The organism is Streptomyces sp. NBC_00523, assembly GCF_036346615.1.
Lineage (GTDB): Bacteria > Actinomycetota > Actinomycetes > Streptomycetales > Streptomycetaceae > Streptomyces.
Map to the genome: position 1 here is coordinate 1,122,574 of NZ_CP107836.1, position 25,327 is coordinate 1,147,900.

At 74.3% G+C, this 25,327-nt stretch carries 17 protein-coding genes; 5 read left to right on the forward strand and 12 right to left on the reverse strand.

Annotated elements, in window-relative coordinates; all coding sequences use genetic code 11:
- Positions 1-27: 27 nt before the first annotated feature.
- Entirely contained in the window at positions 28-2,004 is a 1,977-nt protein-coding gene (locus tag OHS17_RS04995) for an acetoacetate--CoA ligase (protein WP_330311218.1), read from the reverse strand.
- A gap of 231 nt (positions 2,005-2,235) precedes the next feature.
- Here OHS17_RS04995 and OHS17_RS05000 point away from each other — a divergent pair, with 231 nt between their 5' ends.
- Complete coding sequence (locus OHS17_RS05000; protein WP_330311219.1) at positions 2,236-4,593, forward strand: glycoside hydrolase family 31 protein; 2,358 nt, start codon at positions 2,236-2,238, stop codon at positions 4,591-4,593.
- Here the strand turns inward: OHS17_RS05000 and OHS17_RS05005 are convergent.
- Complete coding sequence (locus OHS17_RS05005; RefSeq protein ID WP_330311220.1) at positions 4,584-5,162, reverse strand: NUDIX domain-containing protein; 579 nt, start codon at positions 5,160-5,162, stop codon at positions 4,584-4,586. The two genes, OHS17_RS05000 and OHS17_RS05005, sit on opposite strands and share 10 nt — an antisense overlap.
- A 56-nt stretch (positions 5,163-5,218) precedes the next feature.
- On the opposite strand from OHS17_RS05005, the gene OHS17_RS05010 reads away from it, so the two are divergent.
- Complete coding sequence (locus OHS17_RS05010; RefSeq protein ID WP_330311221.1) at positions 5,219-6,025, forward strand: M15 family metallopeptidase; 807 nt, start codon at positions 5,219-5,221, stop codon at positions 6,023-6,025.
- Between the two features lie 117 nt (positions 6,026-6,142).
- Positions 6,143-6,496: a DUF962 domain-containing protein gene (locus tag OHS17_RS05015; RefSeq protein ID WP_330311222.1), complete on the forward strand. Its 354-nt coding sequence runs from the start codon at positions 6,143-6,145 to the stop codon at positions 6,494-6,496.
- Here the strand turns inward: OHS17_RS05015 and OHS17_RS05020 are convergent.
- The 4 genes from OHS17_RS05020 to OHS17_RS05035 are packed head-to-tail and all read right to left on the reverse strand — an operon-like array spanning position 6,493 to position 10,707.
- Entirely contained in the window at positions 6,493-7,098 is a 606-nt protein-coding gene (locus OHS17_RS05020) for a GTP-binding protein (protein WP_073864250.1), read from the reverse strand. The two genes, OHS17_RS05015 and OHS17_RS05020, sit on opposite strands and share 4 nt — an antisense overlap.
- Complete coding sequence (locus tag OHS17_RS05025) at positions 7,079-7,501, reverse strand: DUF742 domain-containing protein (protein ID WP_073864252.1); 423 nt, start codon at positions 7,499-7,501, stop codon at positions 7,079-7,081. The genes OHS17_RS05020 and OHS17_RS05025 overlap by 20 nt, the downstream gene beginning before the upstream one ends.
- 9 nt (positions 7,502-7,510) lie before the next feature.
- Positions 7,511-7,954 carry a roadblock/LC7 domain-containing protein gene (locus tag OHS17_RS05030; protein WP_018103971.1) on the reverse strand — a complete coding sequence of 148 codons (444 nt, stop codon included), beginning with the start codon at positions 7,952-7,954 and terminating at the stop codon, positions 7,511-7,513.
- Entirely contained in the window at positions 7,951-10,707 is a 2,757-nt protein-coding gene (locus OHS17_RS05035) for a sensor histidine kinase (protein WP_330311223.1), read from the reverse strand. The genes OHS17_RS05030 and OHS17_RS05035 overlap by 4 nt, the downstream gene beginning before the upstream one ends.
- A gap of 399 nt (positions 10,708-11,106) precedes the next feature.
- On the opposite strand from OHS17_RS05035, the gene OHS17_RS05040 reads away from it, so the two are divergent.
- Positions 11,107-11,556: a hypothetical protein gene (locus OHS17_RS05040; protein ID WP_383168185.1), complete on the forward strand. Its 450-nt coding sequence runs from the start codon at positions 11,107-11,109 to the stop codon at positions 11,554-11,556.
- Positions 11,557-11,571: 15 nt separating this feature from the next.
- On the opposite strand, the gene OHS17_RS05045 is transcribed toward OHS17_RS05040, so the two are convergent.
- The 6 genes from OHS17_RS05045 to OHS17_RS05070 all read right to left on the reverse strand — a co-directional run bounded on the left by OHS17_RS05045 (position 11,572) and on the right by OHS17_RS05070 (position 24,876).
- Positions 11,572-16,299 (reverse strand): hypothetical protein, encoded by a 4,728-nt coding sequence (locus tag OHS17_RS05045; protein ID WP_330311224.1) that lies wholly within the window; start codon positions 16,297-16,299, stop codon positions 11,572-11,574.
- A gap of 57 nt (positions 16,300-16,356) precedes the next feature.
- Complete coding sequence (locus tag OHS17_RS05050; RefSeq protein ID WP_018103967.1) at positions 16,357-17,277, reverse strand: hypothetical protein; 921 nt, start codon at positions 17,275-17,277, stop codon at positions 16,357-16,359.
- Between the two features lie 58 nt (positions 17,278-17,335).
- The gene (locus OHS17_RS05055; protein ID WP_330311225.1) at positions 17,336-18,862 is read right to left on the reverse strand and encodes a hypothetical protein; all 1,527 of its coding nucleotides are present in this window, start codon (positions 18,860-18,862) and stop codon (positions 17,336-17,338) included.
- A 70-nt stretch (positions 18,863-18,932) separates the two neighbouring features.
- Positions 18,933-22,562, reverse strand: a complete 3,630-nt coding sequence (locus OHS17_RS05060; RefSeq protein WP_330311226.1) for a hydantoinase B/oxoprolinase family protein — start codon at positions 22,560-22,562, stop codon at positions 18,933-18,935.
- 100 nt (positions 22,563-22,662) lie between these two features.
- On the reverse strand, positions 22,663-24,084 hold the full coding sequence (locus tag OHS17_RS05065) for a HEAT repeat domain-containing protein (RefSeq protein ID WP_330311227.1): 1,422 nt from the start codon (positions 24,082-24,084) through the stop codon (positions 22,663-22,665).
- Between the two features lie 399 nt (positions 24,085-24,483).
- Positions 24,484-24,876 (reverse strand): ankyrin repeat domain-containing protein, encoded by a 393-nt coding sequence (locus tag OHS17_RS05070; RefSeq protein ID WP_330311228.1) that lies wholly within the window; start codon positions 24,874-24,876, stop codon positions 24,484-24,486.
- Positions 24,877-25,118: 242 nt separating this feature from the next.
- Here OHS17_RS05070 and OHS17_RS05075 point away from each other — a divergent pair, with 242 nt between their 5' ends.
- Entirely contained in the window at positions 25,119-25,313 is a 195-nt protein-coding gene (locus tag OHS17_RS05075; RefSeq protein ID WP_018103962.1) for a hypothetical protein, read from the forward strand.
- Positions 25,314-25,327 lie beyond the last annotated feature (14 nt).

Genomic DNA, 25,327 nt, shown 5'->3' on the forward strand with positions numbered 1-25,327 from the left:
TAATCACGGGCACTGACAATGGGTCGGTCAGCGGCGTTCGCGGGCCAGCTTCTCGTAGAAGTGGAGGAGTTCCAGGTTGTCAATGGAGCCGGGGTTGACGGCCTTTTCCAGGGCTGTTCCCTGGAGCAGGCGCTTGACCGGAACCTCGATGCGTTTGCCGGTGAGGGTGTGCGGGATGCCGGGGACCTCGATGACCTCGTCGGGGACGTGGCGGGGCGAGAGGTTCTCGCGGATGGTGCGCTTGATGCTGTCGCGGAGGGCGTCGTCCAGGGTGGCGCCCTCGGCGAGGTGGACGAAGAGCGGCATCCAGTAGCCGCCGTTCGGTTCCTCCAGGCCGATGACGAGGGATTCGCGGATCTCGGGGAGGCGTTCGACGGCCTCGTAGATGTCGGCGGAGCCCATGCGGACGCCCTGCCGGTTGAGGGTGGAGTCGGAGCGGCCGTGGATGACGACGGAGCCGCGGTCGGTGAGGGTGATCCAGTCGCCGTGGCGCCAGACGCCGGGGTACACGTCGAAGTAGCTGTCGTGGTAGCGGCTGCCGTCGGGGTCGTTCCAGAAGCGGACCGGCATGGAGGGCATCGGCTGGGTGACGACGAGCTCGCCGACCTCGCCGGTGAGGGGTTCGCCCGCCGGGTCCCAGGAGTGGAGGTCCACGCCGAGGCTGGCGGCCTGGAGCTCGCCGATGTGGACGGGGAGGGTGGGCACCGCGCCGGCGAAGCAGGTGCAGACGTCGGTGCCGCCGCTGACGGAGGCGATCCAGAGGTCGTCGGCGACCTCGTCGTGGAGCCAGCGGAAGCCGTCCGGCGGGAGCGGGGAGCCGGTGGTGGCGACGCACTGGACGCGGGACAGGTCGAAGTCGCGTCCCGGGTGGACACCGGCCTTGCGGCAGGCCATGACGTAGGCGGCCGAGGTGCCGTAGAGGGTGGCGCCGGTCTGTTCGGCGACGCGCCACTGGGCGCTGACGTCCGGGTACCCCGGGCTTCCGTCGTACAGCACGACGGTGGCGCCGGTGAGGAGGCCGGAGACGAGGAAGTTCCACATCATCCAGCCGGTGGAGGTGTACCAGAAGAAGCGGTCCTCGGGGCCGAGGTCGCAGTGGAGGCCGAGCTGCTTGAGGTGTTCGACCACGATGCCGCCCTGGGACTGGACGATGGCCTTGGGCAGGCCGGTGGTGCCCGAGGAGTAGAGGACCCAGAGCGGGTGGTCGAACGCGACCTGCTCGAAGGCGGGCTCGGTGTCGGCCGCAACGAGGGCGGCCCAGTCGAGGGCGCCTTCCGGAGCCTCGGTGCCCAGCAGCGGGATGTGCACGACGGCGCGCAGGGTGGGCAGTTCGCGGCGGAGCTCGGCGACGGTGTCGGCGCGGTGGTGTTCCTTGCCGCCGTAGCGGTAGCCGTCGACGGTGAACAGGACGACGGGTTCGACCTGCTGGAAGCGGTCGAGGACGCTGCGGGCGCCGAAGTCGGGGGCGCAGGAGGTCCAGACGCCGCCGACGGCCGCGGTGGCGAGGAAGGCGACGACGGCCTGCGGGATGTTGGGCAGGTAGCCGCTGACGCGGTCGCCGGGGGTGACGCCGAGGGCGCGGAGTTCGGCGGCGAGCGAGCCGACCTGGCGGCGGAGCTCGGACCAGGAGGTGGGGACCTGGGTGTGGGTCTCGTCCACGTGGATCAGGGCGGGCGCGTCGGCGCGCAGGGGGTCCTCGGAGGCGCGCAGCGCGTGCTCGGCGTAGTTGAGGGTGGCGCCGGTGAACCAGGTGGCGCCGGGCATCGAGCGGTCGCCGACGACCTCTTCGTACGGGGTGGAGAACCGCACGTCGAACCACTCTGCGACGGCCTTCCAGAAGGTGGCGAGCTCGTCGACGGACCAGCGGTGCAGACTGGCGTAGCCGCCCTCGGCGGGGGCGCCGTGGTGTTCGGCGGCCCAGCTCTGGAACCGGGTGACGGCGGCGGCCGCGACGCGGTCGGGGCCGGGCTGCCACAGGGGGGCTTCGTCGGCTGCTGAGGTCATGGGGGCGGCTCCCTGGCTGTAGCGGGTACGCGGTGTGTGCGCAGGTCGCGCGCACGTGCGGGGTGTGCGCGTGAGGCGACGTCAGGGACGATGCCATGTGATCGTCCCCAGCACCAGGGTTGCCCGTACATGGTTCCGTGTCCCGGTATGTGCTCCCGCCACGTCCGGTGCGGGGTGAACGGAAGTTGAACGGCGCTTGTTCGCGGCCGGGCGGGTGGCAGGGTGAGCGGCATGAACGGTCGTGACCTGGTGCGCTCGGTGAAGCTGGTGGGTTCGAAGCGGGGGCTGCGCACGGTGCGCTCGGCGTGGCGGCGGGCGCGTGCGGACGCGCGGGCGCTGCCGGGGCGCGGGGCGGAGCGGGCGCGCGTGCCGGGTCCGGTGACGGGGGCGGAGCCGGGGCCCGGGGGCGGTGTGGTGCGGTTCGCCCGTTCGGAGCTGCGGATCCGGGTGGCGGTGGGCGGGGCGGTGTTCTGGGGGTGGGACGGGGCGGAGCCCGGGCCGTCGTACGCGCTGGACGGGGAGGCGCCCGCCGCCGATCCGCGGGCGGTGCTGGAGCCGGGTACGGACGGCGGCTGGCAGGTGGTGGCGGAGCGGCTGACGGTCGCGGTGTCCCGGCACGGGGCGGTGGAGCTGCGGACGCCGGGCGGGGTGGTGCTGCGCCGGGAGCTGCCGCCGCGCTGGTGGGAGCCGGTGGCGGGCGGGGAGGCGCGGTGGGTGCAGCGTTCGGAGGTTCCGGCGGACGCGCGGTTCTTCGGTCTTGGCGGGAGGGCGGCGGGGCCCCGGCTGCGGAACGGGGCGTACGCGCTGTGGAACACGGACCCGGGTGGGCGGTTCGGGCCGGGGGACGATCCGCTGTATCTGACGATGCCGGTGCAGCTGGTGGTGGCGGACGCGGGGACGCACCTGGTGTTCTACGACAACTCCTGGTCGGGCCGGGTGTCGTTGCGGGAGGGGAAGGAGGGTGCGGGGTCGGGGCACGACCGGCCCGGCGCTTCGGAGGTGCGGGTGGACGGCGGGCCGTTGCGCTGCTGGGCGGTGGCGGGTACGCCGGCCCGGGTGCTGGCGGGGTGGTCGGTGCTGACGGGGGCGGCCGCGGTGCCGCCGTCCTGGGCGCTGGGTCCGCAGCACGCCCGGTGGGGGTTCGGGTCGGAGCGGGAGGTCCGGCGGATCGTGGCGGGGTACCGGGAGCAGGGGCTGCCGTTGTCGGTGCTGCACCTGGACATCGACCACTACGACGCGCACCGGGTGTTCACCGTGGACCGCGGGCGGTTCCCGGATCTGCCGGGGCTCGCCGGGGAGTTGCGGGAGGCCGGGGTGCGGCTGGTGTCGATCGTGGACCCGGCGGTCGCCGCGGTCCGGGGCAACGCGGTCTACGACTCCGGCCGGGCGGTGGGCCCTTCGGGGGCGTTCGTCCGGGACGCCCGGGGGCGGGAGGTGCGCGGAGAGGTGTGGCCGGGTGCGTGCGTGTATCCGGACTTCACGGATCCGGGGGTACGGGAGTGGTGGGGCGGGCTGTACGCGGAGCGGCTGGCGCAGGGGTTCTCCGGGGTGTGGCACGACATGAACGAGCCGGTGTCCTTCGCGGCGTTCGGTGATCCGTCGTTGCCGCGTTCGGCGCTCCACGCGCTGGAGGGGCGCGGCGGTGACCACCGGGAGGCGCACAACGTCTACGGGCTGGCGATGGCGCGGGCCGGGTACGAGGGGCTGGCCCGGCTGCGCCCCGAGGAGCGGCCGTTCCTGTTCTCGCGTTCCGGCTGGGCGGGGATGCAGCGGTACGGGGGCACCTGGTCCGGTGATGTGGCGACGGGGTGGCCGGGGCTGCGGGCGTCGTTGGCGCTGGTTCTGGGGCTCGGGCTGTGCGGGGTGCCGTACTCGGGTCCGGATGTGGGCGGGTTCGACGGGTCGCCGTCGCCGGAGCTGTATCTGCGGTGGTTCCAGCTGGGCGCGTATCTGCCGCTGTTCCGTACGCACGCGGCGATCGACGCGGGGCGCCGGGAGCCCTGGGAGTTCGGTCCTGAGGTGCTGGCCGGGGCGCGGGGGGTGCTGGTGGAGCGGGAGCGGTTGCGGCCGTACTGGGTGACCCTGGCGCGGCTGGCGGCGCTGACGGGTGCGCCGTACGTGCGCCCGCTGTGGTGGTCGGCGCCCGGGGACCGGGGGCTGCGGGACTGCGAGGACGCGTTTCTGCTGGGTGACGCCCTGCTGGTGGCGCCCGTGCTGGAGCCGGGGGTGGTGCGGCGGGCGGTGCGGCTGCCGCCGGGGCGCTGGTACGACACGGTGAGCGGGGCGGTGTACGAGGGGCCGGGGCGGGTGGTGGTGGAGGCGCCGCTGTCCCGGGTGCCGGTGCTGGCCCGGGCGGGGGCGGTCATTCCGGTGCGGGGTGCGGACGGCGCCGTGGAGCTCGAGGTGTGGGCGCCGGTGGCGGGGCGTCCGGGTGGCGGGACGGTGGTCCCGGACGCGGGTGACGGCTGGGAGCCGGTGGAGGCCGAGCGGTACACGTCCCGGCTGGAGGGCGGGCGCGTCGTGGTGGAGCGGGACGGCGGGGCGGTGGATCGCCCGGTGCGGGTGCGGGGTGCCGGGGCTCAGCGGTAGCGGCCGGCGAACCAGCGGTGGACGGCCTCGTTGTGGAGGGGGAAGGCGAGCGGGGCGGGGGCGGTGAGCAGGGTGTGGCCGGACGTCTCGTCGGTGGGGGCGGACGGCGGGAGCGCGGCGGCGGGCCGTTCGGGGAGGAGTCCGAAGAGGAGCAGGTGTCCGGCGGGTGAGCTGAGGGCGTCGGCGAGGCGGACGTCCTCGGGGCGTGCCTCGATGCGGGTCTCCTCGCGCAGTTCGCGTACGACGGCGTGCTGCCAGTCCTCGGCGTGGTCGATGAAGCCGCCGGGCAGGGCGAGGCCGCCGCGTGCGGGTTCGATGGTGCGCGTGATGACGACGAGGCCGGTGGTGTCGCCGTCGGTGACGGGGAGCAGGGCGACGGCGACCGGGAGCGGGTTGCGGTAGGCGGTCTCGCCGCAGGCGGCGCAGGTGCGGGGCCAGGTGTCGGGGGACGGGAGGCCGGTGTACGCGGCTCCGCAGGCGGGGCAGTGGGAGTACGTCACGGGCTGCTCCGTTTCCTCGGGGGCCGGACCGCGCTCGTGGTGACCGGGCGTGGGACCGGTGGCGGACACGCGCGGACTGTACCGGATCTCCTTTCCGGCGGCCCGGGACCGTGGAGGATGTGCTCATGACAGCCATCGCGACCGCTTTCCGTGCCCTGGCGGCCACCGCCGCCGCCCTGCTCGCCGTGACCGTCACCGCCCCGGTGGCGCAGGCGAGGCCCGAGCCGAAGGCGCCCCGGGAGTTCGTCTCGCTGCGTTCGGTGGACCCCACGATCCTCCAGGAGATGCGCTACCCGACCGCCCACGACTTCATGGGCGAGCCCGTGGACGGCTACCGGCAGCCGCTCTGCATCCTGACCCGGCCGGCCGCCGAGGCCCTGCACCGCGCGCAGCTCCGGCTGCTGCGGCAGGGCTATTCGCTGAAGGTGTACGACTGTTACCGCCCGCAGCGGGCCGTCGACCACTTCGTGCGGTGGGCGAAGGACCTGAACGACGAGACGATGAAAGGTGAGTTCTATCCCCGCGTCGACAAGTCCCGGCTCTTCGCGGACGGTTACATCGCGGAGAAGTCCGGGCACAGCCGGGGCAGCACCGTGGACCTGACGCTCGTACGGCTTCCTGCAGCGCCGACCAGGCCGTACCGCCCGAGCGAGAAGCTGGTGCCGTGCTACGCGCCGCGGGCCGACCGTTTCCCCGACAACTCCGTGGACATGGGCACCGGGTTCGACTGCTTCGACACGCTCTCGCACACCGATGATCCCCGGATCCAGGGGGTGCAGCGCGCCAACCGGCAGTTCCTGAAGAAGACGCTCACCGAGGCCGGCTTCGTGAATCTCGCCGAGGAATGGTGGCACTACACCTTCCAGCCCGAGACGTTCCCCGACACCTATTTCGACTTCCCGGTGGCCCGCGGGCCGGTCGCCGGGCACTGAGGCGGACGCACGGGAACGGGCGGCCGGGACCACCCCCGTGGGTTCCGGCCGCCCGTTCTCCTTTTCGGACGCGGCGCAGCCGTTTCCGGTTGCCGGATCAGCCATTACGGTGCCCGTATGTCACAGCAGACGTTCGATTCGTACGAAGAGTTCTGGCCGTACTACGTCGCGATGCACTCGCGGGCCGCGACCCGGTGGGTGCATCTCACCGGCACCCTGACCGGGCTCGCCCTCAGCGCGTACGGGCTGGCGCGCGGCCGGAAGCGGTATCTGGCCGCGCTGCCGCTCATCGGCTACGGCACGGCCTGGCCCGCGCACTTCCTCATCGAGAAGAACAACCCGGCCACCTTCGGCCACCCGGCCTGGTCGCTGCGCGGTGACGCGCAGATGATCCGGATGATGCTGGCCGGGCGCGACCACGAGCTGGCGCAGACCGCTGAGAAGTGGCTCGCGGAGAACGACAGGCTCTAGGTGGTGACGGGCTCGCGTGGACGGTCCGCGCGGGCCAGGGCGTGTTCGACCACGGCCACCAGCACGTCCCGGGCCGAGGCCCGGTCCCGCGCGTCGCACATCAGGAGCGGCACCTGCGGGTCCAGGTCGAGTGCGGCCCGTACCGTCGCCTCCGGGAACAGGTCCGCGCCCTCGAAGCAGTTGACGGCGACGGCGAACGGGATCTCGCGGCGCTCGAAGTAGTCGACGGCCGCGAAGCAGTCGGCCAGGCGCCGGGTGTCCGCGAGCACGACCGCGCCCAGCGCGCCCTGCGCCAGCTCGTCCCAGAGGAACCAGAACCGGTCCTGTCCCGGCGTGCCGAAGAGGTACAGCACCAGGTCCTCGCGGAGCGTGATCCGCCCGAAGTCCATGGCCACGGTCGTCGTGGTCTTCCCCTCGACGCCGTCCAGGTCGTCCACCGGACGGCCCGCCTCGGTCAGCCGTTCCTCCGTGCGCAGCGGCCTGATCTCGCTGACCGCGCCCACCAGCGTCGTCTTGCCGACGCCGAAGCCGCCCGCCACCAGGATCTTGAGGGTGACGGGCTCCACGGGCCGCCTGCTGCGGCTAGAGCGCCCGAAGGCCATTGATCACCTCACGGAGAATGTTCACGTCCGGCAGCTCGGCCGGCGGAACGGGACGGGTCACGTGGACCAGCTCGTCGTCCACGAGATCGCCGACCAGCACCCGTACCACGCCCACGGGCAGGTCCAGGGACGAGGCGAGCTCGGCGATCGACTGGGGCAGCTCACCGCAGAGTCCGAGGATCTCGACGTGTTCCGGGGTGAGCAGCTGGTCGTTGTCCGGGTCGTCGGCCGCGGGTTCGGGCACGACGATCGCGATCAGGTCGAGGCGGTGGCGGGACGCGCTGCTGGTGCGCCCGCGGGTCATCGCGTAGGGGCGGACGACGGGCCCCGCGTCGTCGTCGTACCAGCGCGGGGTCCGCGGCCTTTCCGGGGTCTCCGGGGAGCCGGGCGATGCGGCGCTCATGGCGTCCGCTCACCCCCCGGAGGGCTGACCGGCCGTCCGGGGCGCGTTGGCCAGGTGGCTGCCCACGCGCTTGACCATGAGCGTCATCTCGTACGCCACCTGCCCCACGTCCGACTCGGATTCGGCCAGGACGGCGAGGCAGCTGCCGTCGCCGGCCGCCGTGACGAAGAGGAACGCCTCGTCCAGCTCCACGACGGTCTGGCGGACCCTGCCCGCGTCGAAGTGGCGGCCGACGCCCTTGGCCAGGCTGTGGAAACCGGAGGCGACGGCGGCCAGGTGCTCGCTGTCCTCCCGCGTCAGGTCCTTGGACGCGCCGGTGGGCAGGCCGTCGCTGGAGAGCACCAGCGCCTTGCGGATGCTGGCGACGCGCGCGACGAGTTCGTCGAGGAGCCAGTTGAGTTCGCCGGACCCCTGGCGTGCGGTGTCGGCTTCGGCGGCGTTCGGTGCGGTCATGGACCGTCCCCTCCCGGAGTGGTTCCTGGTGCGGTGTCGCCGGGGCCCGTCGGGTCCTCGGCGTTCTCCTGGCGGCCGCGCTGCCAGCCACGCTGGAGCGAAGCCATACGGCTGCGTACCTCTTCGGCGTCCCGTTCGATGTCGTCGGCGCTCTCCACCGGAGCGGGCCGCGCCGTACGGGCGTCCGGTCCCTCGCGCAGCTGCGGGGCGAGGCTGGCCTGCCGGACGCGGCGGGGCAGGCCGCCGACGGTTTCGGAGGCGGGCTCGGGCGCACGGGGCGCGGGGACGGCGGGGCTGCGGTCCACCGGGCGGGCGGGCTCGCGGCCCGGCTCGCGGTCCACCGGGCGGGCGGGCTCGCGGTCCTCGGGTGCGGGGTGGGCGCGGCCTCCCCCGTCGACCCGGCGGCCGCGGTCGGTGACCAGCGTCGGCGGGCGGCGCCTGCGGGGCAGCGGCCGGACGCCCTCGGGGTGCAGGGCGCGCACCCCGTCGTCGGGGGCCTGCTGGTGCTGCTCGCGCTCGCCCTCGCGGCGCAGGGCGCGGGCGCGGAAGATGCCGCCGCGTTCGCTCTCGGTGTCTTCCAGGTCGGCGACCCCGTCGAGCACGGAGTCGAGCCCGGGGCCGGCCACCGCTTCGAGGACCGGGTCGCGGGTGAAGTCCAGCGGTTCGTCGCCCTCCAGCTCGACGGGGCCGTTGAGCAGGGCCGGGTCGACCAGGCCGGTGGGGACCGGGGAGAGGCCGCTCGGCCGCCCCGGCACCGAGTCGTCGGCCTCCGGGCGCCGGGTGTCGCCGTCCGGCGTGCTGCCGGCGAGGGCCTTCTCGGCCCGGCGGTCGAGGCGGAAGCCGGTGCCGTGCGATTCGGGGGCGTCGGTGAGGAGGGCGGCGGGGAGGAAGACGACGGCGGTGGTGCCGCCGTACGGGGAGGTCTGGAGGGAGACCCGGACGTTCTGCCGCTGGGCGAGCCGGCTGACCACGAAGAGGCCGAGGCGGTCCGTGTCGGACAGCTCGAACTCGGGGGTCTCGGCGAGCCGGAGGTTGGCGTCGAGCAGGACGTCGGGGGGCATGCCGAGGCCCCGGTCGTGGATCTCCAGGGTGAAGCCGTTGGCGACGCGCTCGCCGTGCACCTGGACCGCGGTGTGCGGGGGCGAGAACACCGTGGCGTTCTCCAGGAGTTCGGCGATCAGGTGGGTGAGGTCGGCGACGGCCGGGCCGCCGACGCCGATCCGGGGCAGCCGTCGGACCTCGATGCGTTCGTAGTCCTCGACCTCGGCGACGGCGGCCCGGACCACGTCCATCAGCTGGATCGGCTTGCGCCACTGCCGGGAGGGGGCGGCGCCGGAGAGGATCACCAGGCCCTCGGCGTGCCGGCGCATGCGGGTGGTGAGGTGGTCGAGGCGGAAGAGGTCGGCGAGTTCGTCGGTGTTCTCGGTGCGGCGCTCCATGGTGTCCAGGAGCGTGAGCTGGCGGTGGAGCAGGACCTGGTTGCGGCGGGCGAGGTTGACGAAGACCTCGGAGACGCCGCGGCGCATGTCGGCCTGTTTGACGGCGGCCTCGACGGCGGCGCGTTGCAGGGTGTTGAGGGCCTGGCCGACCTGGCCGATCTCGTCGCGCTCGTAACTCAGGTGCGGGGACTCGGTCTCCACGTCGACCTGTTCGCCCGAGGCGAGGCGGCGCATCACGCTCGGCAGCCGGACGCCGGCGACCTCGTGGGCGTCCTTGCGGAGCCGGGTGAGGTCACGTACGAGCTCGCGGCCGATGCGTACGGAGACGAAGACGGAGACGACGAGGGCGAGGAAGCCGAGGACGCCGGCGATGCCCGCCTTGATCAGGATGCCGTAGCCGGCGGGCTTGCCCCGGTCGTTGAAGCGGTTGTTCATCTCCGTCGAGTCGTTGGCCAGCCGTTCCAGGGCGGCCGGGGCGACCTCCTGCCAGCGGGCGGCGTCGGCGGTGCGCGGACTGCTGGTGGGGCCGCGGGAGATGATCCCGTCCTCGGCGGAGCGCAGCGGTTCGCTGTCCGGTCCCTGCCAGTACTCCTGGACGCGGCGGCGTTCGGAGGCGGGGAGGAGGTCGAGGTTGGTCTCGTAGAGCAGGCCGCGCTGGGCGACGAGGTCGGATATCTGGCGCAGTTCGGGGGCGGTGAGGCGGCCGGCGAGGAGTCCGGAGGCGACCAGGGCGTCTTCCCGGGAGAGCATTTCGCGGGCGCGGGACAGGCCGGTCAGTGCGCGGACCTGCCGGTCCATGGAGACGTTCTCCATGGTGTGCAGGCCGGTGAGGAATCGGTAGCAGGGGTCGATCAGGCGGTTGTAGTAGGTCATCGCCTTGAGCCGGCCGATGGTGCGTTTGTCGACGGAGTCGCGCAGGGCGTCGAGTCCTTCGACGGCGCCGAGTATTGAGCCGAGCTGCGTTTCCGCGGTGGCGCCGAGTGCGTCGCGGATGTCCTTCTGCCCGGCGCTCTCGCGGACCTCGGCCACGACCCGGTCGGTGGCGGCGCGCTGTCGGCGCAGTACGGGCAGGGCGTCGGAGGCGCGCGGGTCGGCGAGGAAGACCAGGGTCTGGCGGCGCTCGCTCTGGATGACCCGGACGGTGTCCTCCAGCGGGTGGCCGACCTTCTCCACGACGGTGCTCGCGCCGAGCAGTTTCCCTGCCTCGCGCCCGGTGAGATAGGTGGCGAATCCCCAGAGGGCGGTGAGCGATACGAGAGGCACCACGAGCAACGCCACGATCTTCCTGCGGATGGACTTTCCGCGAAAGCGCATGCCTCCCCCAGGTCATCCCCGCGGGACCGGGGACGGGTTTCGTCAACAAACGGCGCGAGCCTACTACCGACACACAGACAACTCGAAGGCATGTCCGGACGATTTTCGGCCGCCTTACCGGGAGTTGACCATGGCTTGTCCCGGTATTCCGGGAGATGAAATTCACGAAAGCGACAGAAGAGGCCCCGGGGCATGGCAGGTTCCTTCACGTCCCGGTTGGCTGGAATTCTTCGTTTCGTGACGCCTGGGAGGAATCTTCACGGCTGACCACTCGTCTGTCTGTACGGGGGTAGGGGGACCAACGGGGCACGCTCGGGCGGACGGGACGGACCGTCCGCGTAGAAAGGGTGTATGCCGGGCAGCAACCCTGAAGTCGGACAGTGGTGGGAGTGAACGGCCTTGGACACACAGGAGCGTGAGGGCGCGGTGGAGTCTGCGGGGGATGTGAGCGAGCCGGGGCGGCAGCCTCTGTGGGTGGAGGAGCCGGCGACGCGCAGGCGCATGCCCGACCCTGTACGGACGGCGGCGGTGCGGGCGGTGATCGTCATGTCGCTGACGATGATTCTGGCGATGGTGGCGTTCCTCACCGCGCTGGCCGGGTCCTGGCTCTCCTTCCCCATGGTGCTGAGCGGGGTGGCGAGCACGGTGGTCGCGACCTGGGCGGTGCTGGACGTGTGGGTCACCCGCCAGGTGTGGAACCAGCGCAACGGCGTGGTCTCCGAGCCCAGCAGCTCGGCCCGCGCTCTGCGGCGCGAGCGGCGCCGGGCGCGGCGCGAGGCCCGCGCCGCGCAGCGGGACGCGGCGCGGATAGGGCACCGGGGCGGCGCGGACCGGCTCTCGCGGGCCTGACCGCGCCCGGCAGCCTCAGGGGGTCCTGGTCTCCTCGATCGTCTCGGACGCGTCCGGGGTCCGGGGCGCCGGGGCGCCGCGCTTGAACATGCGGGTCGCGGTGATCTCGCCGTGCACCGTCTCGCTGCCGGGGTCCTGCTGCGGCAGCCCGGGGCGCAGGTGCTCCTCGACGCTGATGTACTTCAGCCCGGCGCGCAGGTCCGCGTCGTTGCGGAGCCGGATGACGAGCGGGAATTCCGCCAGGGCCGTCGTGTCGAACAGGCCGGTCGTGTACAGCAGTTGTACGCCGAGCGCGTCGGCCACCGCGCGCTGGAGCTCCAGCAGATAGGTGGCGTTGGCCCGGCCGATCGGGTTGTCCAGGAACAGCGTGCCCGCGTGCCGGTGCTCCGCGCGGTCGCGCCCCCGGTCGTTGCTGCGCAGGGCGGCCATCGTGCAGTACAGGGCGATGGCGGCGGTGAGCAGCTGGCCGCCGGAGAAGACGTCGCCCATCTGCCCGACCGGCACGCGCTCGGCGCGCAGCACGGCGTCCGGCTTCAGGATCTCGACGGCGACGCCCTTGGGTTCCAGTGCCGCCCCGACCCCGCGCAGGAGCAGCGACATGCCGTCGCGGCGCAGGTCGGAGTTCTTCCGGAGGGCGGCCTTGGTCGCCTCGTCGATGACCTCGCCGAGCCGTTCGGTGAGGGTCGCCTGGTCGGGCTCCTCGAAGCGGATGCGGAGGAATTCCTGCCCGGACCACTCCCCCAGGCCCTCGGGGAGCCGGGAGAGCCGCTGAGCGGAGCGGAGCGTGGTGAGCGCGGACTCCACCAGGCCGCGCAGCCGGTCCACGATGGAGTCGCGGTTGCGCTCCAGCTGGGCCAGCTCGTCGGTGAGGACGCGGAGCCGGGGCGCGAACGCGGCGGCCCACTTCTCGGCGTGCTCGGGGAGCGCGGCGGCGGGCAGTTCGCGGATCTGCTGCCGGGCCGGGGTGCGGACCTGCTCGTAGCGGGTGGAGTTGGCATGCCGTACGAGGACGTCGCTCGCCTCCCGGACGGCCGCTTCGGCGGCGGAGAGGTCGGCGGCGCAGCCGCGCAGCGAGCGGCGGGCCTCGGCGGCGGACTGCCGGGCCTCCTCCAGGCTGCCCGGGTACGGCTCGGGCTCCTCCGGGTCGTCCTCGGCGCCGTGGTCCCTGAGCAGGTCGCGCAGCAGGGCGGCCGTCTCGTCGAAGCCGCCCGCCGCGTCCTCGGCGGCGCGGTGGGCGTGCAGCAGCTCGGCGTGGGCGGCCCGGGCGGTGTCCAGCGCGGCGGTGGCGGCGGCCAGCTCGCCGGTGGCGGTCCGCAGGAGGGCCTGGGCCTGCTCGGCGTCGGCGGGCACCCGGTCGTCGGGCAGCTCGGTGTGCAGGCTCTCGCCGTCGGCGGGCGCCAGGCGTTCGGCCTCGCCGCGCAGCCGGCCCAGCTGCTCGCTGGCGGCGGAGGCGCGGGTCTCCAGGAGCTGGACGAGGGATTCGGCGCGGGCGGCCGCCGCCTGCCGGGACGGGCCGTCGGCGCCGTCGGTGCCCTCCAGGAGCTGGGCGGCCCGGGTGCGGACCTTGTTGGTGAGGCGGTCCAGCTCGGCGAGGGCGGCGCTCTCGTCGCTCTCGGCGCGGGCCTGCTCGGCGCGCAGGTCGGCGCCGACGCCCACCTTCTCGTACAGCTGGGACGCCGCCCGGTACGCCTCGCGCAGGGCGGGCAGGGCCTGGCGCGGGGCGTCCTCGCCGGGGTCCGGGAGGTGTTCGGGCGCTCCGGCGATCTCGGCGCGTTCGGCGCGCAGGGCGCGGGCGGTGCGGCGGGCGTCGTCGGCGGCGCGCTGGGCGGCGCGGCGGTCCTCGTCGGCGGCCCGGGCTCGCTCCAGGAAGACGGTGGCGCGGGCCTCGCTCTCCGCCGCCTCGTCGGTCAGCTCGCGCAGCTGGGCCTGCCAGCCGGCCCGTTCCCGCAGCCGGAAGGCGAGTCCGGCGAGCGCGTCGGCAGCCCGGCGGGCGCGCTGGGCGGCCTCCTGGCGCTCCTCGCGGACCCGGGCGGTGTCGGCGGCGGCCTCGTCGGCCTCGGCGCGGACCGTGCGGGCCTCGGCGAGGACGGCTTCGGCGGTCTCGGCGGCGGTGCGGGCGGTACCGGCGGCTTCGGCGAGCTCGGCGAGCATGCCGGGCGGGCAGTCGGCGCGCCAGGAACCGATGCGGGCGGCGAGGGCGCGGTCGGCGCCGAGGCGGGCGGCGAGCACGCGGATGTCCTCGTCGCGGGCGGCGGCCCGGCTGCGCAGCGCCTGGCGCTCCTCGTCGGCGGCGTGCTCGTCGTGCATGGCCGGGTTCGGCGGTACGAGGAAGACGCCCTCGCCGGTGCCGGACGCGCCGGTGCCGGGGTCGGGCACGGGGGCGAGGAGGGCGGCGGCGGTGCCGACGGCGACGGCGGACCGGGGCAGCAGGGCGGCGGCGCCGAGGACGTCACGGGCGCGGGCATGCGCGTCGGGGTCGGTGATGACGACGCCGTCCACGAGCTCGGGCCGGGCGGCGAGGACGGCGGCGTGGTCGGCGGGGTCGACGGCCTGGGCGAGGTAGCGCCAGCCGGGGAGGGCGGGGATGCCCTGTTCACCGAGGTATTCCACGGTGGCCAGGACGTCGGGGCTCGGCGGGAGGAGGCCGCCGTCGCCGAGCGCGCCCAGGATGCGGGAGTCGTCGGCGGCCGCGGTGCGCAGTTCGAACAGGCGCCGTTCGGCGGTGGCGACGCTCTGGTCGAGCAGGTCACGCAGTTCGTCGGCGCCGCGGTCGAACTCGTCGGCGGTGAGAGGCTGGGGGCGGTCGGCGGGAGTGCCTTCCGCGGCCTCGTCGGTGCGGTGCGGGTCGTCTCCGGCCGCTTCGGCCCCCCGCACGGCCTGGCGGGGCCGGGGAAGGGCGCCGGGCAGGCCGAGCAGTTCGGCGAGGCGGGGTTCGGCGGCGATCGAGTCGGCGGCCCTCAGCTCCGCCTCGTACGCCTGCTCGGCGGCGCGGGCGGCGTCGGCGGCGCGGGCGGCGGCCAGTTCGGCGCGGGACTCGTCGGCGGTGGCCTGGCGGGCCCGGTCGGCGGCGGCTCCGGCGGCCTCGCGGGCGGTGTCCCAGGCGGCCACGGCGGCCTGTTCGGCGTCGTTGGCGGCGAGAGCGGCCCTCGCCGGGTCGGCGTGCGGCGCGGTGTCGTCCAGCCACCCGGCCCGGACGGCTTCGGCGGTCTCCTGCTCGACCTCGGCGAGGCGCTGGCGCAGGTGGCCCGCCTCGCTGCGGGCGCGCTGGGCCTCGGTGGCGGCGGTGGTGGCGTCCCGGTGGGCGGCCTCGCCGGCGCTCTGCAGGGTGTCGGAGCGCTCCTCCTCCTCGTTGGCCCGGCTCTCGCCCGCCTCGGCGGCGGTGTGCAGGGCCCGTACGAGGTCGGCGGCGGCGCTCGCGCGGGCGGCGAGGGCGGGGGCGGCGTCGCGCTCGGCCTCCCGGATCGCGGCGGCGACGCGGGCGGAGCGGTCGGCGGCGGCGCGGTGGCGCAGGACGGCCTCGGCGGCCTGCCAGGCGGCGTGCAGGGTGCGCGCGTCGCCGAGTTCGCGGCGCTGGGCGGCGGCGCCCTTCTCGGCGGCGGTGAGCGCCAGCGAGGCGTGCCGGTAGGCGAGTTCGGCGGCGATCAGGGCGCTGCGCCCGCGGGTCTCCTCGGCGCCGGTGACGGTGTGGGCGGCGGAGGTGACCTGCTGGGCGAGCTCAGCGGCCCGGCCGCGTTCCTCCCCGGCGCGGGCGGAGAGGCGGCGGGCCAGGGTGCGGGTGCGGCGCTCGGATCCGGCGTGGATGTCGCGGGCGCGGGCGCGGGTCCCGGCGGCCTCGACGATGCGGCCGAGGAGGTCGACGGAGCCGGCGGTGAAGTCGCGTTCGGCGGTGAGCTCGGCGCGGCGGCCGAGCTTGTTGCCGAAGCCGCTGACGAGGTCGGCGAGGCCGTCCGTGTCGCGGGTGTCGGTGACGGCGCGCAGCAGCAGGTCGGTGAAGTCGGAGTCCTTCTTGACCGCGAAGAGTCCGGCCGCCTCGCCCTCGTCGGCGTTCATCTCGCGCTGGTAGCGGAAGAGTTCGGGGTCGAGGCCCAGGTCGCCCAGGTGCTCGTTCCAGCGGTCGTGGATCTCCTCCCAGTGCACGTCGAGGTGCTGGTAGAACTTCCCGGCCTCGGTGAGCGCGTCGCGGAAGCCCTTCATGGTGCGGCGGCGGCCGCGCGCGCCGGAGACGCCTTCGGCGGGGCGGCCGACGGCGGTGGACTCCGCGACGGGCAGCGAGTCGAGGCCGAGCCCGGGGCCGGGCCGGAACGAGTACCACGCCTCGGCGAACTTCCGGGGGTCGTTGGAGACCTGGCGTCCGCGCCACTCGCTGACCTTGCCGACGACCACGCACTCGCCGGTCAGGGTGTGCTGCCACTCCAGGGCGACATGGCCGCAGTCGTCGGCGAGCAGGAACTTGCGGAGCACGCCGGAGCTGGCGCCGCCGAGGGTGTTGCGGTGGCCCGGGAGCATCACCGAGAAGATCAGCTTCAGCAGGACGGACTTGCCGCCGCCGTTCTCCAGGAAGAGGACGCCCGCGGGGGCGGGGCGGCGCGGCGGGCCGACCGGCTCGTCCTCGAAGAACTCCGCCTGCGCCGGGGCGGGGCGGGGCACGGGCTCGCCGACTCCGCGCAGGTCGAGCACGGTGTCGGCGTAGCGTGCGCCGGCCGGTCCGATGGAGTAGAGGCGGACCCGGGACAGCTCGTACATGGCGGCGGACTCTCGTCGTTCTGGGAGCGGAGGGAAGGCGTCGGTGACGGGCGGCGGTCAGCCGTGGAACGGCAGGCCCGCGTCGGCCACCAGTTCCAGGTCGTCGGGGTCCGGGGGCGGCAGCAGCGTGGCGCTCCCGTCGGTGACGGGGACGACGCCCAGGTCGAGGAGCTCGGCCATGGCGGCGGTTCCGGCCATGTCGCGGACCTGGAGCTGGTAGCGGGCGGTGGTGCGGTACGTGCCTCCGGCGTCGTCGCCGGTGCGCTGGAGGAAGCCGGAGTCGGTGAGGAAGGCGACGGCCTTGCCGATGATGCCGGTGGTGGACCCGGCGAGCCGTCGGGCGTCCTTGGTGGCGCCGGTGGCGCTGCGCCGGGCGTAGACGCGCCAGCCGGCCTCCAGGCCCGGGGCGTCGCTGGCCGGGTCGGTGTTGTCGCCCTGCTCCTCGGCGCGCTGCTCCAGGCGGTCGCACGCCTGGCGTACGAAGGCGTCCACGCCGTTGACCGTGATCCGGCCGATGTAGGCGTCGTCGGCCAGGTCCTCGGGGCGCGGGAAGGCCATCGCGGCGACGGCGAGGTGGGCGAGGCCGTGCAGGAAGCGGTCGGCGCTGTCCGAGGAGGCGCGGCGCGCGTAGTCGCCCATGCGGACGGCGAAGACGGAGTCCTCGCCCGCCGTGACGGCCATCCCGGCCCGGGGCGAGACCTCCAGGACGATGAGGCCGAGGCCGGTGGCGACGGCGTCGGCGAGCCGGGCGAAGGCGGGGTCGTCCCGGTAGCGGCGCAGCAGTTCGGCGTACTCCGCGTCGCGGGCGGGGAGCAGCTTGGGCTGGAGGCCGAAGGCGACGAGCCGGGCGGCGTCGGCCGCGTCCGCCGGGGTGACGGCGGCGGGTGCGGGCGCCGGGCGGTCGGGCTCGTAGCCGGGGGCGGGCCGGTCGGCGGGCTCGCTCCACGCGTCGGCGTGCTCTGCGCGGTGGTCGCTCACGACACTGGCTCCTCGGTGCGGGATGTCTTGCGGAAGGGGGTACGGGGACCGGGGGCGGTCACGGCGCCTCCGTACGGTCGGCCGCCATGCCGGCGGCGTCGAGCAGGGCCGTGCCGACGATCAGGTCGGCCCCGCCGAACTCCTCGTCGTCCAGCGGGGTGCCGTCGTCCACGGAGAACAGCAGGCGGCGCTCGCCCTGGCGGTAGGCGGTGCCGACCGGAGGGCTCGCGGCGTGCACGGCGAGCAGGGCGACCAGATAGGGCAGGTCGGGGTCGCGGCGGCGGGCGTCGGCGAGGAGGCCGGAGAGGCGGCGCGGCGCGTCGTGCTCCAGGTCGAGCAGCTCCATCGCGGCGGCCAGCTGCTCCTCGCTGAAGCGGCTGTCGTCCGGGGTGGCGATCAGGTCCGGCTCGGGCATCTCCGCGCCGAGGTGTTCGCGGGCCGGGGGCGGGCTGAGGAGCAGGTCGACCAGGTCGCCCACCCGTACGGAGACCGGGGTGCGCAGGCCGGTGCCGTGGGCGAAGAAGGCGTCGGTGGCGCGGCCGGCCTGCTCGACCGGGAGCGGCAGCAGCGGGGCGAGGAGCTGCCCGTAGAGGTCGAGTCCGGTGCGGGCGGCGGGGGCGGCGAAGGCCTGGCGGTCCTGCTCGGCCCGGAAGAGCGGTCCGGCCTCCAGGAGCCGGGACTGGAGCTGGGTGTGGCGGCGGATGCAGTCCTTGACGATGTCGACCAGCTCGGCGGCGCGGCGCTTGTGCTCGGGGTCCTCCGCCTCGTCGCGGGCCTTGCGGATGTTGGTCAGGATCGCGTTCTCGTGGCGGTAGCGGTCGGCGACGTGGTCCAGGGCCTCGGCGATCATGTCGGGCACGGCGTTGAGCCAGTCGACCGCGCGGACGTTGCGCCGGGTGGCGTCGAGCGTCTTGCGCAGCGTCTCCGCGTACTGCACGGTCCGGTAGCGGGCCTGTTCGGCGGCGAGCTGGGCGTCGGCGAGGCGGCCCCGGCTGATCAGGACCTCCAGCTTGACCTCGGCGGCGATCTGGGCGCTGGTGACGTCGGTGTCGAGGGCGCCGACCAGGACGTTGACCGCCTCGTCGGTGGCCCTGAGGTAGACGCTGCCGCCGTGCCCGGGGACCTCCTCGATCAGCTTGAAGTCGTAGTCGCGGCGGACGTAGACGCCGTCGGGCCCGAAAGTGCCGTAGACCGCGCGGAATCCGCGGTCGACGCTGCCGACGTTGATCAGGTTCTCCAGGACCCAGCGGGCGACCCGTTCGTGCTCGGCGGCGGGGCGGGCGGGGGCCTGGGCGGCGACGCGCGGGAGGAGCCTGGTCACTATCTGGTCGTGGTCCGCGCCCGTGTCGAAGTCCATGTTCAGCGTGACGTGGTCGATCGCGGCGAGGGCGACCTCGGCCATCGCGTAGCCGCTGTACTCACCGGCGAGGTTCGCCTTGCGCACGTCCAGGTCGTGCAGCGGCGCGGTGCAGGCGAGCGCGCGCAGCCGCCGGGACAGCCCCTCGTCGGCGGCCGGGCCCGGTGCGGGCCGCGGCCCCGCGCTGAGCTGGGGCGCAGCGTTGTCCGTGTAGGCAGGCGAAGTCACGGTGCACAGATTAGGTCCTCGCACCGACAACGGTCGAAACGGCGCAGAAGGGCCGCTCCCGGCGGACCGGTCAGGCCCCCGCGTTCTCCCCGCCCCGCTCCCCGTGGCCCCCGCCCCCGGGCGTACGCAGCACCAGCACGTCGCCCGGCCCCGCGTCCGCGCTGTCGCACGCGGCCAGCTCGGTGCGGCCGCCGTCGGCGCGTTCGATGTGCTGGCTGCCGAGGGCGCCGGGTTCGCCGCCCGCCATGCCGTACGGGGGCACCCGGCGGTGTCCGGTGAGCAGGGCGAGGGTGACCGGTTCGAGGAAGCGGATGCGGCGCTCGACGCCGCAGCCGCCCCGGTGGCGGCCCGCTCCCCCGCTGCCCTCGCGCACCCGGAAGCTCTCCAGCAGGACCGGGTAGCGCCATTCCAGGATCTCGGGGTCGGTGAGCCGGGAGTTGGTCATGTGGGTCTGGACGGCGTCGGTGCCGTCGAAGTCCTCGCCCGCTCCGGAGCCGCTGGCGACGGTCTCGTAGTACTGGACGCGGTCGTTGCCGAAGGTCAGGTTGTTCATGGTGCCGGAGCCCTCGGCCTGGACGCCGAGGGCCGCGTACAGGGCGCCGGTCACCGCCTGCGAGGTCTCGACGTTGCCGGCGACGGTGGCGGCGGGCGGGACGGGCGCCAGCATGGAGCCCTCCGGGATGCGGATCTCCAGCGGGTTCAGGCAGCCGCTGTTGAGCGGGATGTCGTCGGCGACCAGGGTGCGGAAGACGTACAGCACGGCGGCCATGACCACGGATTTCGGGGCGTTGAAGTTGCCCGGCTGCTGCGGGGACGTACCGGTGAAGTCGATGACGGCGGCACGGGCCTCGCGGTCGACGGTGACGGTCACCTCGATGACGGCGCCGTTGTCGGTCTCGTACCGGTAGTGGCCGTCGTCGAGCCCGGCGATGATGCGGCGCACCGACTCCTCGGCGTTGTCCTGCACGTGGCCCATGTAGGCGTCCACGACCTCGGTGCCGAACTGGTCGGTCACGGCGCGCAGTTCGGCGATGCCCTTCTCGTTGGCGGCGATCTGGGCGCGCAGGTCGGCGAGGTTGGTCCCGGGGTCGCGGGAGGGGTACGGGGCGGTGGTGAGGTGGTCGCGGGTGGCGTCCTCGCGGAAGACGCCGTCCCGGACCAGGAGCCAGTTGTCGAAGAGGACGCCCTCCTCGTCCACGGTCCGGCTGAAGGCGGGCATGGAGCCGGGGGTGATGCCGCCGATCTCGGCGTGGTGGCCGCGCGAGGCCACCAGGAAGCGCAGCACCGGTCCGTCGCCGGTCGTGTCGAACACAGGGGTCACGACGGTGACGTCGGGCAGGTGGGTGCCGCCGTGGTACGGGTCGTTGATGGCGTAGACGTCGCCGGGGCGCAGGGTGGCGGCGTTGCGCCGGAGCACTTCCTTGATCGACTCGCCCATGGAGCCGAGGTGGACGGGGATGTGGGGCGCGTTGGCGATCAGGTTGCCGTCGGCGTCGAACAGGGCGCAGGAGAAGTCGAGGCGCTCCTTGATGTTGACGGAGCGGGCGGTGTTCTCCAGGGTCACGCCCATCTGCTCGGCGATGGACATGAAGAGGTTGTTGAAGACCTCCAGCATCACCGGGTCGACCTGGGTGCCGACGGCCTGCCGGGCGGGGCGCGGGCGGGCGCGGGTGAGGACGAGGTGGCCGGTGGCGGCGAGTTCGGCCTGCCAGCCGGGGTCCACGACGGTGGTGGCGTCGGCCTCCGCGATGACGGCGGGGCCGGTGACGACGTCGGTGGCCCTGAGGTCGTCCCGGCGGTGGAGCGGGGCCTCCTGCCAGTGCCCCTCCGCGAACATGCGGGCGGTGTCGTGGGGACGGGGTGTGGTGGGGGCGCCCTCGTCGCGTGCGGGCGGCCGGATCTCGGCGTGGCCGCCGGCGGTTCCGGTGGCCTCGACCGAGACCGTCTCCACGACGAGCCGCCGGTCGGCCGTGAAGCCGTAGCGGGCGCGGTGCTCGCGGGTGAAGGAGTCGGTCATGGCGGCGGCCGTGTCCAGGGCGACGGGCAGGCTCGCGTCGGTGCCCTCGTACCGCAGCAGAACCCGGGCGCGGGTGGTGATGGCGTCGGCGGGCACGCCGTCGGCGCGCAGGTCGGCGCTGGTACGGGCGGCCAGCTCGTCGCACAGCGCCCGGACCCGGGTCTCGGATTCCGCGTCCAGGGCGGCTTCGAAGGACTGCTCGCGCATGGCGGTGGCGTCGGCGAGCCCGATGCCGTACGCGGACAGCACCCCGGCGAGCGGCGGGACGAGGACGGTGTCGATGCCGAGGGCGTCGGCCACGGCGCAGACGGCCTGGCCCCCGGCGCCGCCGAAGCCGGTGAGGGCGTAGCGGGTGATGTCGTGGCCGCGCTGTACGGAGATCTTCTTGACGGCGTTGGCCATGGAGAGGACCGCGATCTCCAGGAAACCGGCCGCGGTCTCGGCCGCCGTCCGCTTGGTGCCGGTGGCCCGGGCGACCTCCTCGGCCAGTTCCTCGAAGCGTTCGCGCACGAGGTCCGCGTCGAGCGGCTGGTCGCCGTCCGGCCCGAAGACGGCGGGGAAGTGGGCGGGGCGGATGCGGCCCAGCATGACCTGGGCGTCGGTGACGGTCAGCGGCCCGCCCCGGCGGTAGCAGGCGGGGCCGGGGACCGCGCCCGCGGAGTCGGGGCCGACCCGGTAGCGCCGGCCGTCGAAGTGGAGGACCGAGCCGCCGCCGGCCGCGACGGTGTGGATGTTCATCATGGGGACGCGCATCCGGGCACCGGCGACCTCCGTGCCCAGTTCGCGTTCGAACTCGCCCGCGTAGTGCGAGACGTCGGTGGAGGTGCCGCCCATGTCGAAGCCGATGACCCGGTCGTGGCCGGCCTGGGCGGAGGTGCGGACCATGCCGACGACGCCGCCGGCCGGTCCGGAGAGCACCGCGTCCTTGCCGCGGAAGTGGGCGGCCTCGCGCAGCCCGCCGTTGGACTGCATGAACATGAGCCGGATGCCGGGGAGTTCGGCGGCGACCGAGTCGACGTACCGGCGCAGGATCGGCGAGAGGTAGGCGTCCACGACGGTGGTGTCGCCGCGCGGGACGAGCTTGATCAGCGGGCTGACCTCGTGCGAGCAGCTGATCTGGGTGAACCCGGCGGCCCTGGCCTCGGCGGCGACCGCCTGTTCGTGGGCCGGGTGGCGGTAGCCGTGCATCAGGACGACGGCCGCGCTGCTGAGCCCGTCGGCGCGGGCCTCGCGGAGCAGGCGGGCGACTTCGTCGCGGTCGAGCGGGGTGAGGGTGCGGCCGTGGGCGTCGATGCGCTCGGGGACCTCGATGACCCGGTCGTAGACGGCTTCCGGGAGGAGGATGCGGCGGTCGAAGAGGCGGGGGCGGTTCTGGTATGCGATGCGCAGGGCGTCCCGGAAGCCTTCGGTGATGACCAGGACGGTCGGTTCGCCGCGCCGTTCCAGCAGGGCGTTGGTGGCGACGGTGGTGCCCATCTTGACGGCGGCGACCCGGTCGGCGGGGACCGGCTCACCGGGTCCGAGCCCGAGCATCAGCCGGATGCCGGCGACGGCGGCGTCGCGGTAGCGGTCCGGGTCGTGCGAGAGGAGTTTGCGGGTGACGAGCTCTCCGTCGGGGCGCCTCCCCACCACGTCGGTGAAGGTGCCGCCACGGTCGATCCAGAACTCCCAGCGCCCGGTCATACCCCCATACTGGCCCGCCGTCCGGTGATCGCGGAACAGGGCGGGAGCGGCGCGCCCCCGACGCGCTGCACTCCTGGGGTACTACGGGGTGTTCGGCCGGTCAGACCGCCGGGGCGTCCGGGCCGATCCTGCTGCGTACCGCCGACTGGACCTCGGCCTCCTCGGCGGGGTCGGCGGCCAGGCGGCGCAGCCGCTCGGCGACGCGCAGGTCACCGGTCTCGGCGTGGCGGGCGGCGACCTCGCGGGTCGTCTCCTCGCAGTCCCACAGGCATTCGACGGCGAACCCGGTGGCGAAGGACGGGTCGGTGGCGGCGAGGGCCCGGGCGGCCCGGCCGCGCAGCTGCGAGGAGGACGTCTCCCGGTAGATGTGACGCAGTACGGGTGCGGCGCAGGCGATGCCGAGGCGTCCGGCGCCGTCCACGAGCGCCCACAGCCGTGGCGCGTCGGGTCCGTCGCCGCGTACGGCGTCGCGCAGCGCGCCGAGCACCGCCGGGGCGTCCTGCGGTCCGCCGCGTCCGGCCAGCACTCCGGCGGCGGACGCTCCGAGCGCGTCGGGCCTGCGGGCCCAGCGGCGGGCGCGCTCCACGGCGTCCTCGCCGCACATGCGCTCGAAGGCGGCGACGGCGGCGTCGGCGACGGTGCCCCGGGGGTCGGCGGCCGCGGTCTCGATCAGGTCGAGCACGACGGGGTCGCGGACCTCGGCGGCCAGGTAGTGGAGGGCGGCGCAGCGGGCGGCGTCGGGTCCGCCGTGGGCGGCCGCGACGATGTCGGACCGGTCCTCGGGGCCCGCGACGGCGGCGAGGCAGCGGGCGGCGGGCACGTGGAGCACGCTGCCGCGCTCCAGGCCCTGCTGGGCCCAGTCGAAGACCGCCTGGACGCTCCAGCCGGGCCGGGGGCCGCCGGGGCGCATCTGGCGCTGCCAGCGGTCGAAGGAGCCCTGCTCGGACGCGGCCCGGACGCGGGCGCCGACGGCCTCGCGCGGGTCGTCGGCCCATAGGCGCCAGGGGCGCGGCTCGTAGGCGTCCCGTACGGTCGCGGCCAGCTCGGCGCGGCCCTCGGGGTCGTCGGGGAAGCGGGCGAGCACGGGCTCGGCGAGGGAGCGGAGTCCGGCGTCGTCGTCGCGCAGGGCCAGCTCGTCCAGGGCCCAGGCCCAGTTGGAGCCGGTCGCGGCGTAGCGCCGCAGCAGGGCGAGGGCGTCGCCGCGCCCGTAGGAGGCGAGGTGGCCGAGGACGGACAGGGCGAGGCCGGTCCGCGAGTCCTCGGTGTCGAGGTGGTCCTCGGGGTCGGTCAGGTGCCGCTCGATCTCCTCGACGCCGCCGTCGAGGTCGAGGTAGAGCCGCGCGTAGTAGAGGGAGCGGTTCTCCACCTGCCAGTCGTGGCGCGGGTCGCTCAGGACGCAGTGGTGGAGAGCCGCCAGGGCCTCGGAGCGCGGTGCGGCGAGCGCGTGGAGCGTGCCGTCGCCGCGGCCTCTCTGGAGCAGGCCGAGCAGGGTGCCGCTCGGCGCTATGAACGGATCGAACATGGGGAAAGCCTCACATCAAGCTGTCGACACAACCGGGACTGTGCAGTTCCACGTGCTCCGGGACGAGCACTGGGGCGAGCCCTAGGGCGTGTCCGGCGGATCAGGGCCGGGGTCGCGGCGCCTGGCACGGCACCTCGCCGCGTTGCCGAAACGCCCTAATCGCTCCGCGATGAGGACGCCCCGGCGCCTTGCGATGCACCGCACCAGACGCCGCGCCCTACCCGACCCTGATCCGCCGGACACGCCCTAGCCCGCACAGCAACATGATTCGCCGACCGCCGTCTTCCGCCTGGTGTAGACCATCTTCCTCTGCCTCTCGTCGGGTGGCCCTGATCGGGCCCGCGACGTCATGATGACCCAGCCATTTCGCCACCGCGACCACATTTACGACGTACCCGTTCAGCGGGCGCCGAAGAGTTCCAGCAGGTCGTCCTTGCCGAACATGCGTGCGGTGTCGACCGCGGAGGGGGTTCCGGCGGCCGGATCGGCGCCCGCGTCGAGGAGGGCGCGGATCACCGCTTCCTCGCCCTTGAAGACGGCTCCGGCGAGGGGGGTCTGGCCCCGGTCGTTGGCCCGGCCCGGGTCGGCGCCGCGGGCGGCGAGGGCGGTGACCGCGGGGGCGTGCCCGTGGTAGGCGGCGAGCATCAGCAGCGAGTCGCCCCGGTCGTTGGTGAGGTTGGCGGGCACCCCGGCGTCCACGTAGGCGGCGAGGGCGTCGGCGTCGCCGGCGCGTGCCAGGTCGAACACCTTGGAGGCCAGCTCCACGACCTCGGGATCGGGGACGTCGCTCATCGGGGTACCGCCTTCCTTGACCGTCCGGGCCGCCGCCGGCGGCGGCCCGTGCACGGCGGGGGCCGTGCGAGTGAACCGACAGGGTACTGCCCGGGCGGGTCCATGATCAGGCCCGGGCTTCCCCTCCGCCGATCGGGTGGATAATCACCCTTTTCACCCGATTACGCCTTTTATCTTACGGATACTTGGGGTGAGCCTGGAAGGACTCATGGTGACCGTCCCCTCCAACCAGGAGAACACTCATGATCCTTTCCATGTCCGGCGTCGTCATCCTCGGCATCATCGTCTTCCTGTTCTTCAGGAAGGACGGCCTCAAGGCGTCGCACGCCCTTGTCACCGCCCTGTTCGGCTTCTACCTGGCCGGGACCGCCATCGCACCGAGCATCACCGCGGGCGGAGCGAGCCTGGCCGGACTCCTGGGCGGGATCAAGTTCTGACCCTCCGCCTCCGC

Excerpts from the sequence above, each read along its gene's own strand:
- OHS17_RS04995 (WP_330311218.1), bottom strand. The coding sequence starts at position 2,004 with ATGACCTCAGCAGCCGACGAAGCCCCCCTGTGGCAGCCCGGCCCCGAC.
- OHS17_RS05000 (WP_330311219.1), top strand. The coding sequence starts at position 2,236 with ATGAACGGTCGTGACCTGGTGCGCTCGGTGAAGCTGGTGGGTTCGAAG.
- OHS17_RS05010 (WP_330311221.1), top strand. The coding sequence starts at position 5,219 with ATGACAGCCATCGCGACCGCTTTCCGTGCCCTGGCGGCCACCGCCGCC.
- OHS17_RS05015 (WP_330311222.1), top strand. The coding sequence starts at position 6,143 with ATGTCACAGCAGACGTTCGATTCGTACGAAGAGTTCTGGCCGTACTAC.
- OHS17_RS05020 (WP_073864250.1), bottom strand. The coding sequence starts at position 7,098 with ATGGCCTTCGGGCGCTCTAGCCGCAGCAGGCGGCCCGTGGAGCCCGTC.
- OHS17_RS05025 (WP_073864252.1), bottom strand. The coding sequence starts at position 7,501 with ATGAGCGCCGCATCGCCCGGCTCCCCGGAGACCCCGGAAAGGCCGCGG.
- OHS17_RS05030 (WP_018103971.1), bottom strand. The coding sequence starts at position 7,954 with ATGACCGCACCGAACGCCGCCGAAGCCGACACCGCACGCCAGGGGTCC.
- OHS17_RS05035 (WP_330311223.1), bottom strand. The coding sequence starts at position 10,707 with ATGCGCTTTCGCGGAAAGTCCATCCGCAGGAAGATCGTGGCGTTGCTC.
- OHS17_RS05045 (WP_330311224.1), bottom strand. The coding sequence starts at position 16,299 with ATGTACGAGCTGTCCCGGGTCCGCCTCTACTCCATCGGACCGGCCGGC.
- OHS17_RS05060 (WP_330311226.1), bottom strand. The coding sequence starts at position 22,562 with ATGACCGGGCGCTGGGAGTTCTGGATCGACCGTGGCGGCACCTTCACC.
- OHS17_RS05065 (WP_330311227.1), bottom strand. The coding sequence starts at position 24,084 with ATGTTCGATCCGTTCATAGCGCCGAGCGGCACCCTGCTCGGCCTGCTC.
- OHS17_RS05070 (WP_330311228.1), bottom strand. The coding sequence starts at position 24,876 with ATGAGCGACGTCCCCGATCCCGAGGTCGTGGAGCTGGCCTCCAAGGTG.
- OHS17_RS05075 (WP_018103962.1), top strand. The coding sequence starts at position 25,119 with ATGATCCTTTCCATGTCCGGCGTCGTCATCCTCGGCATCATCGTCTTC.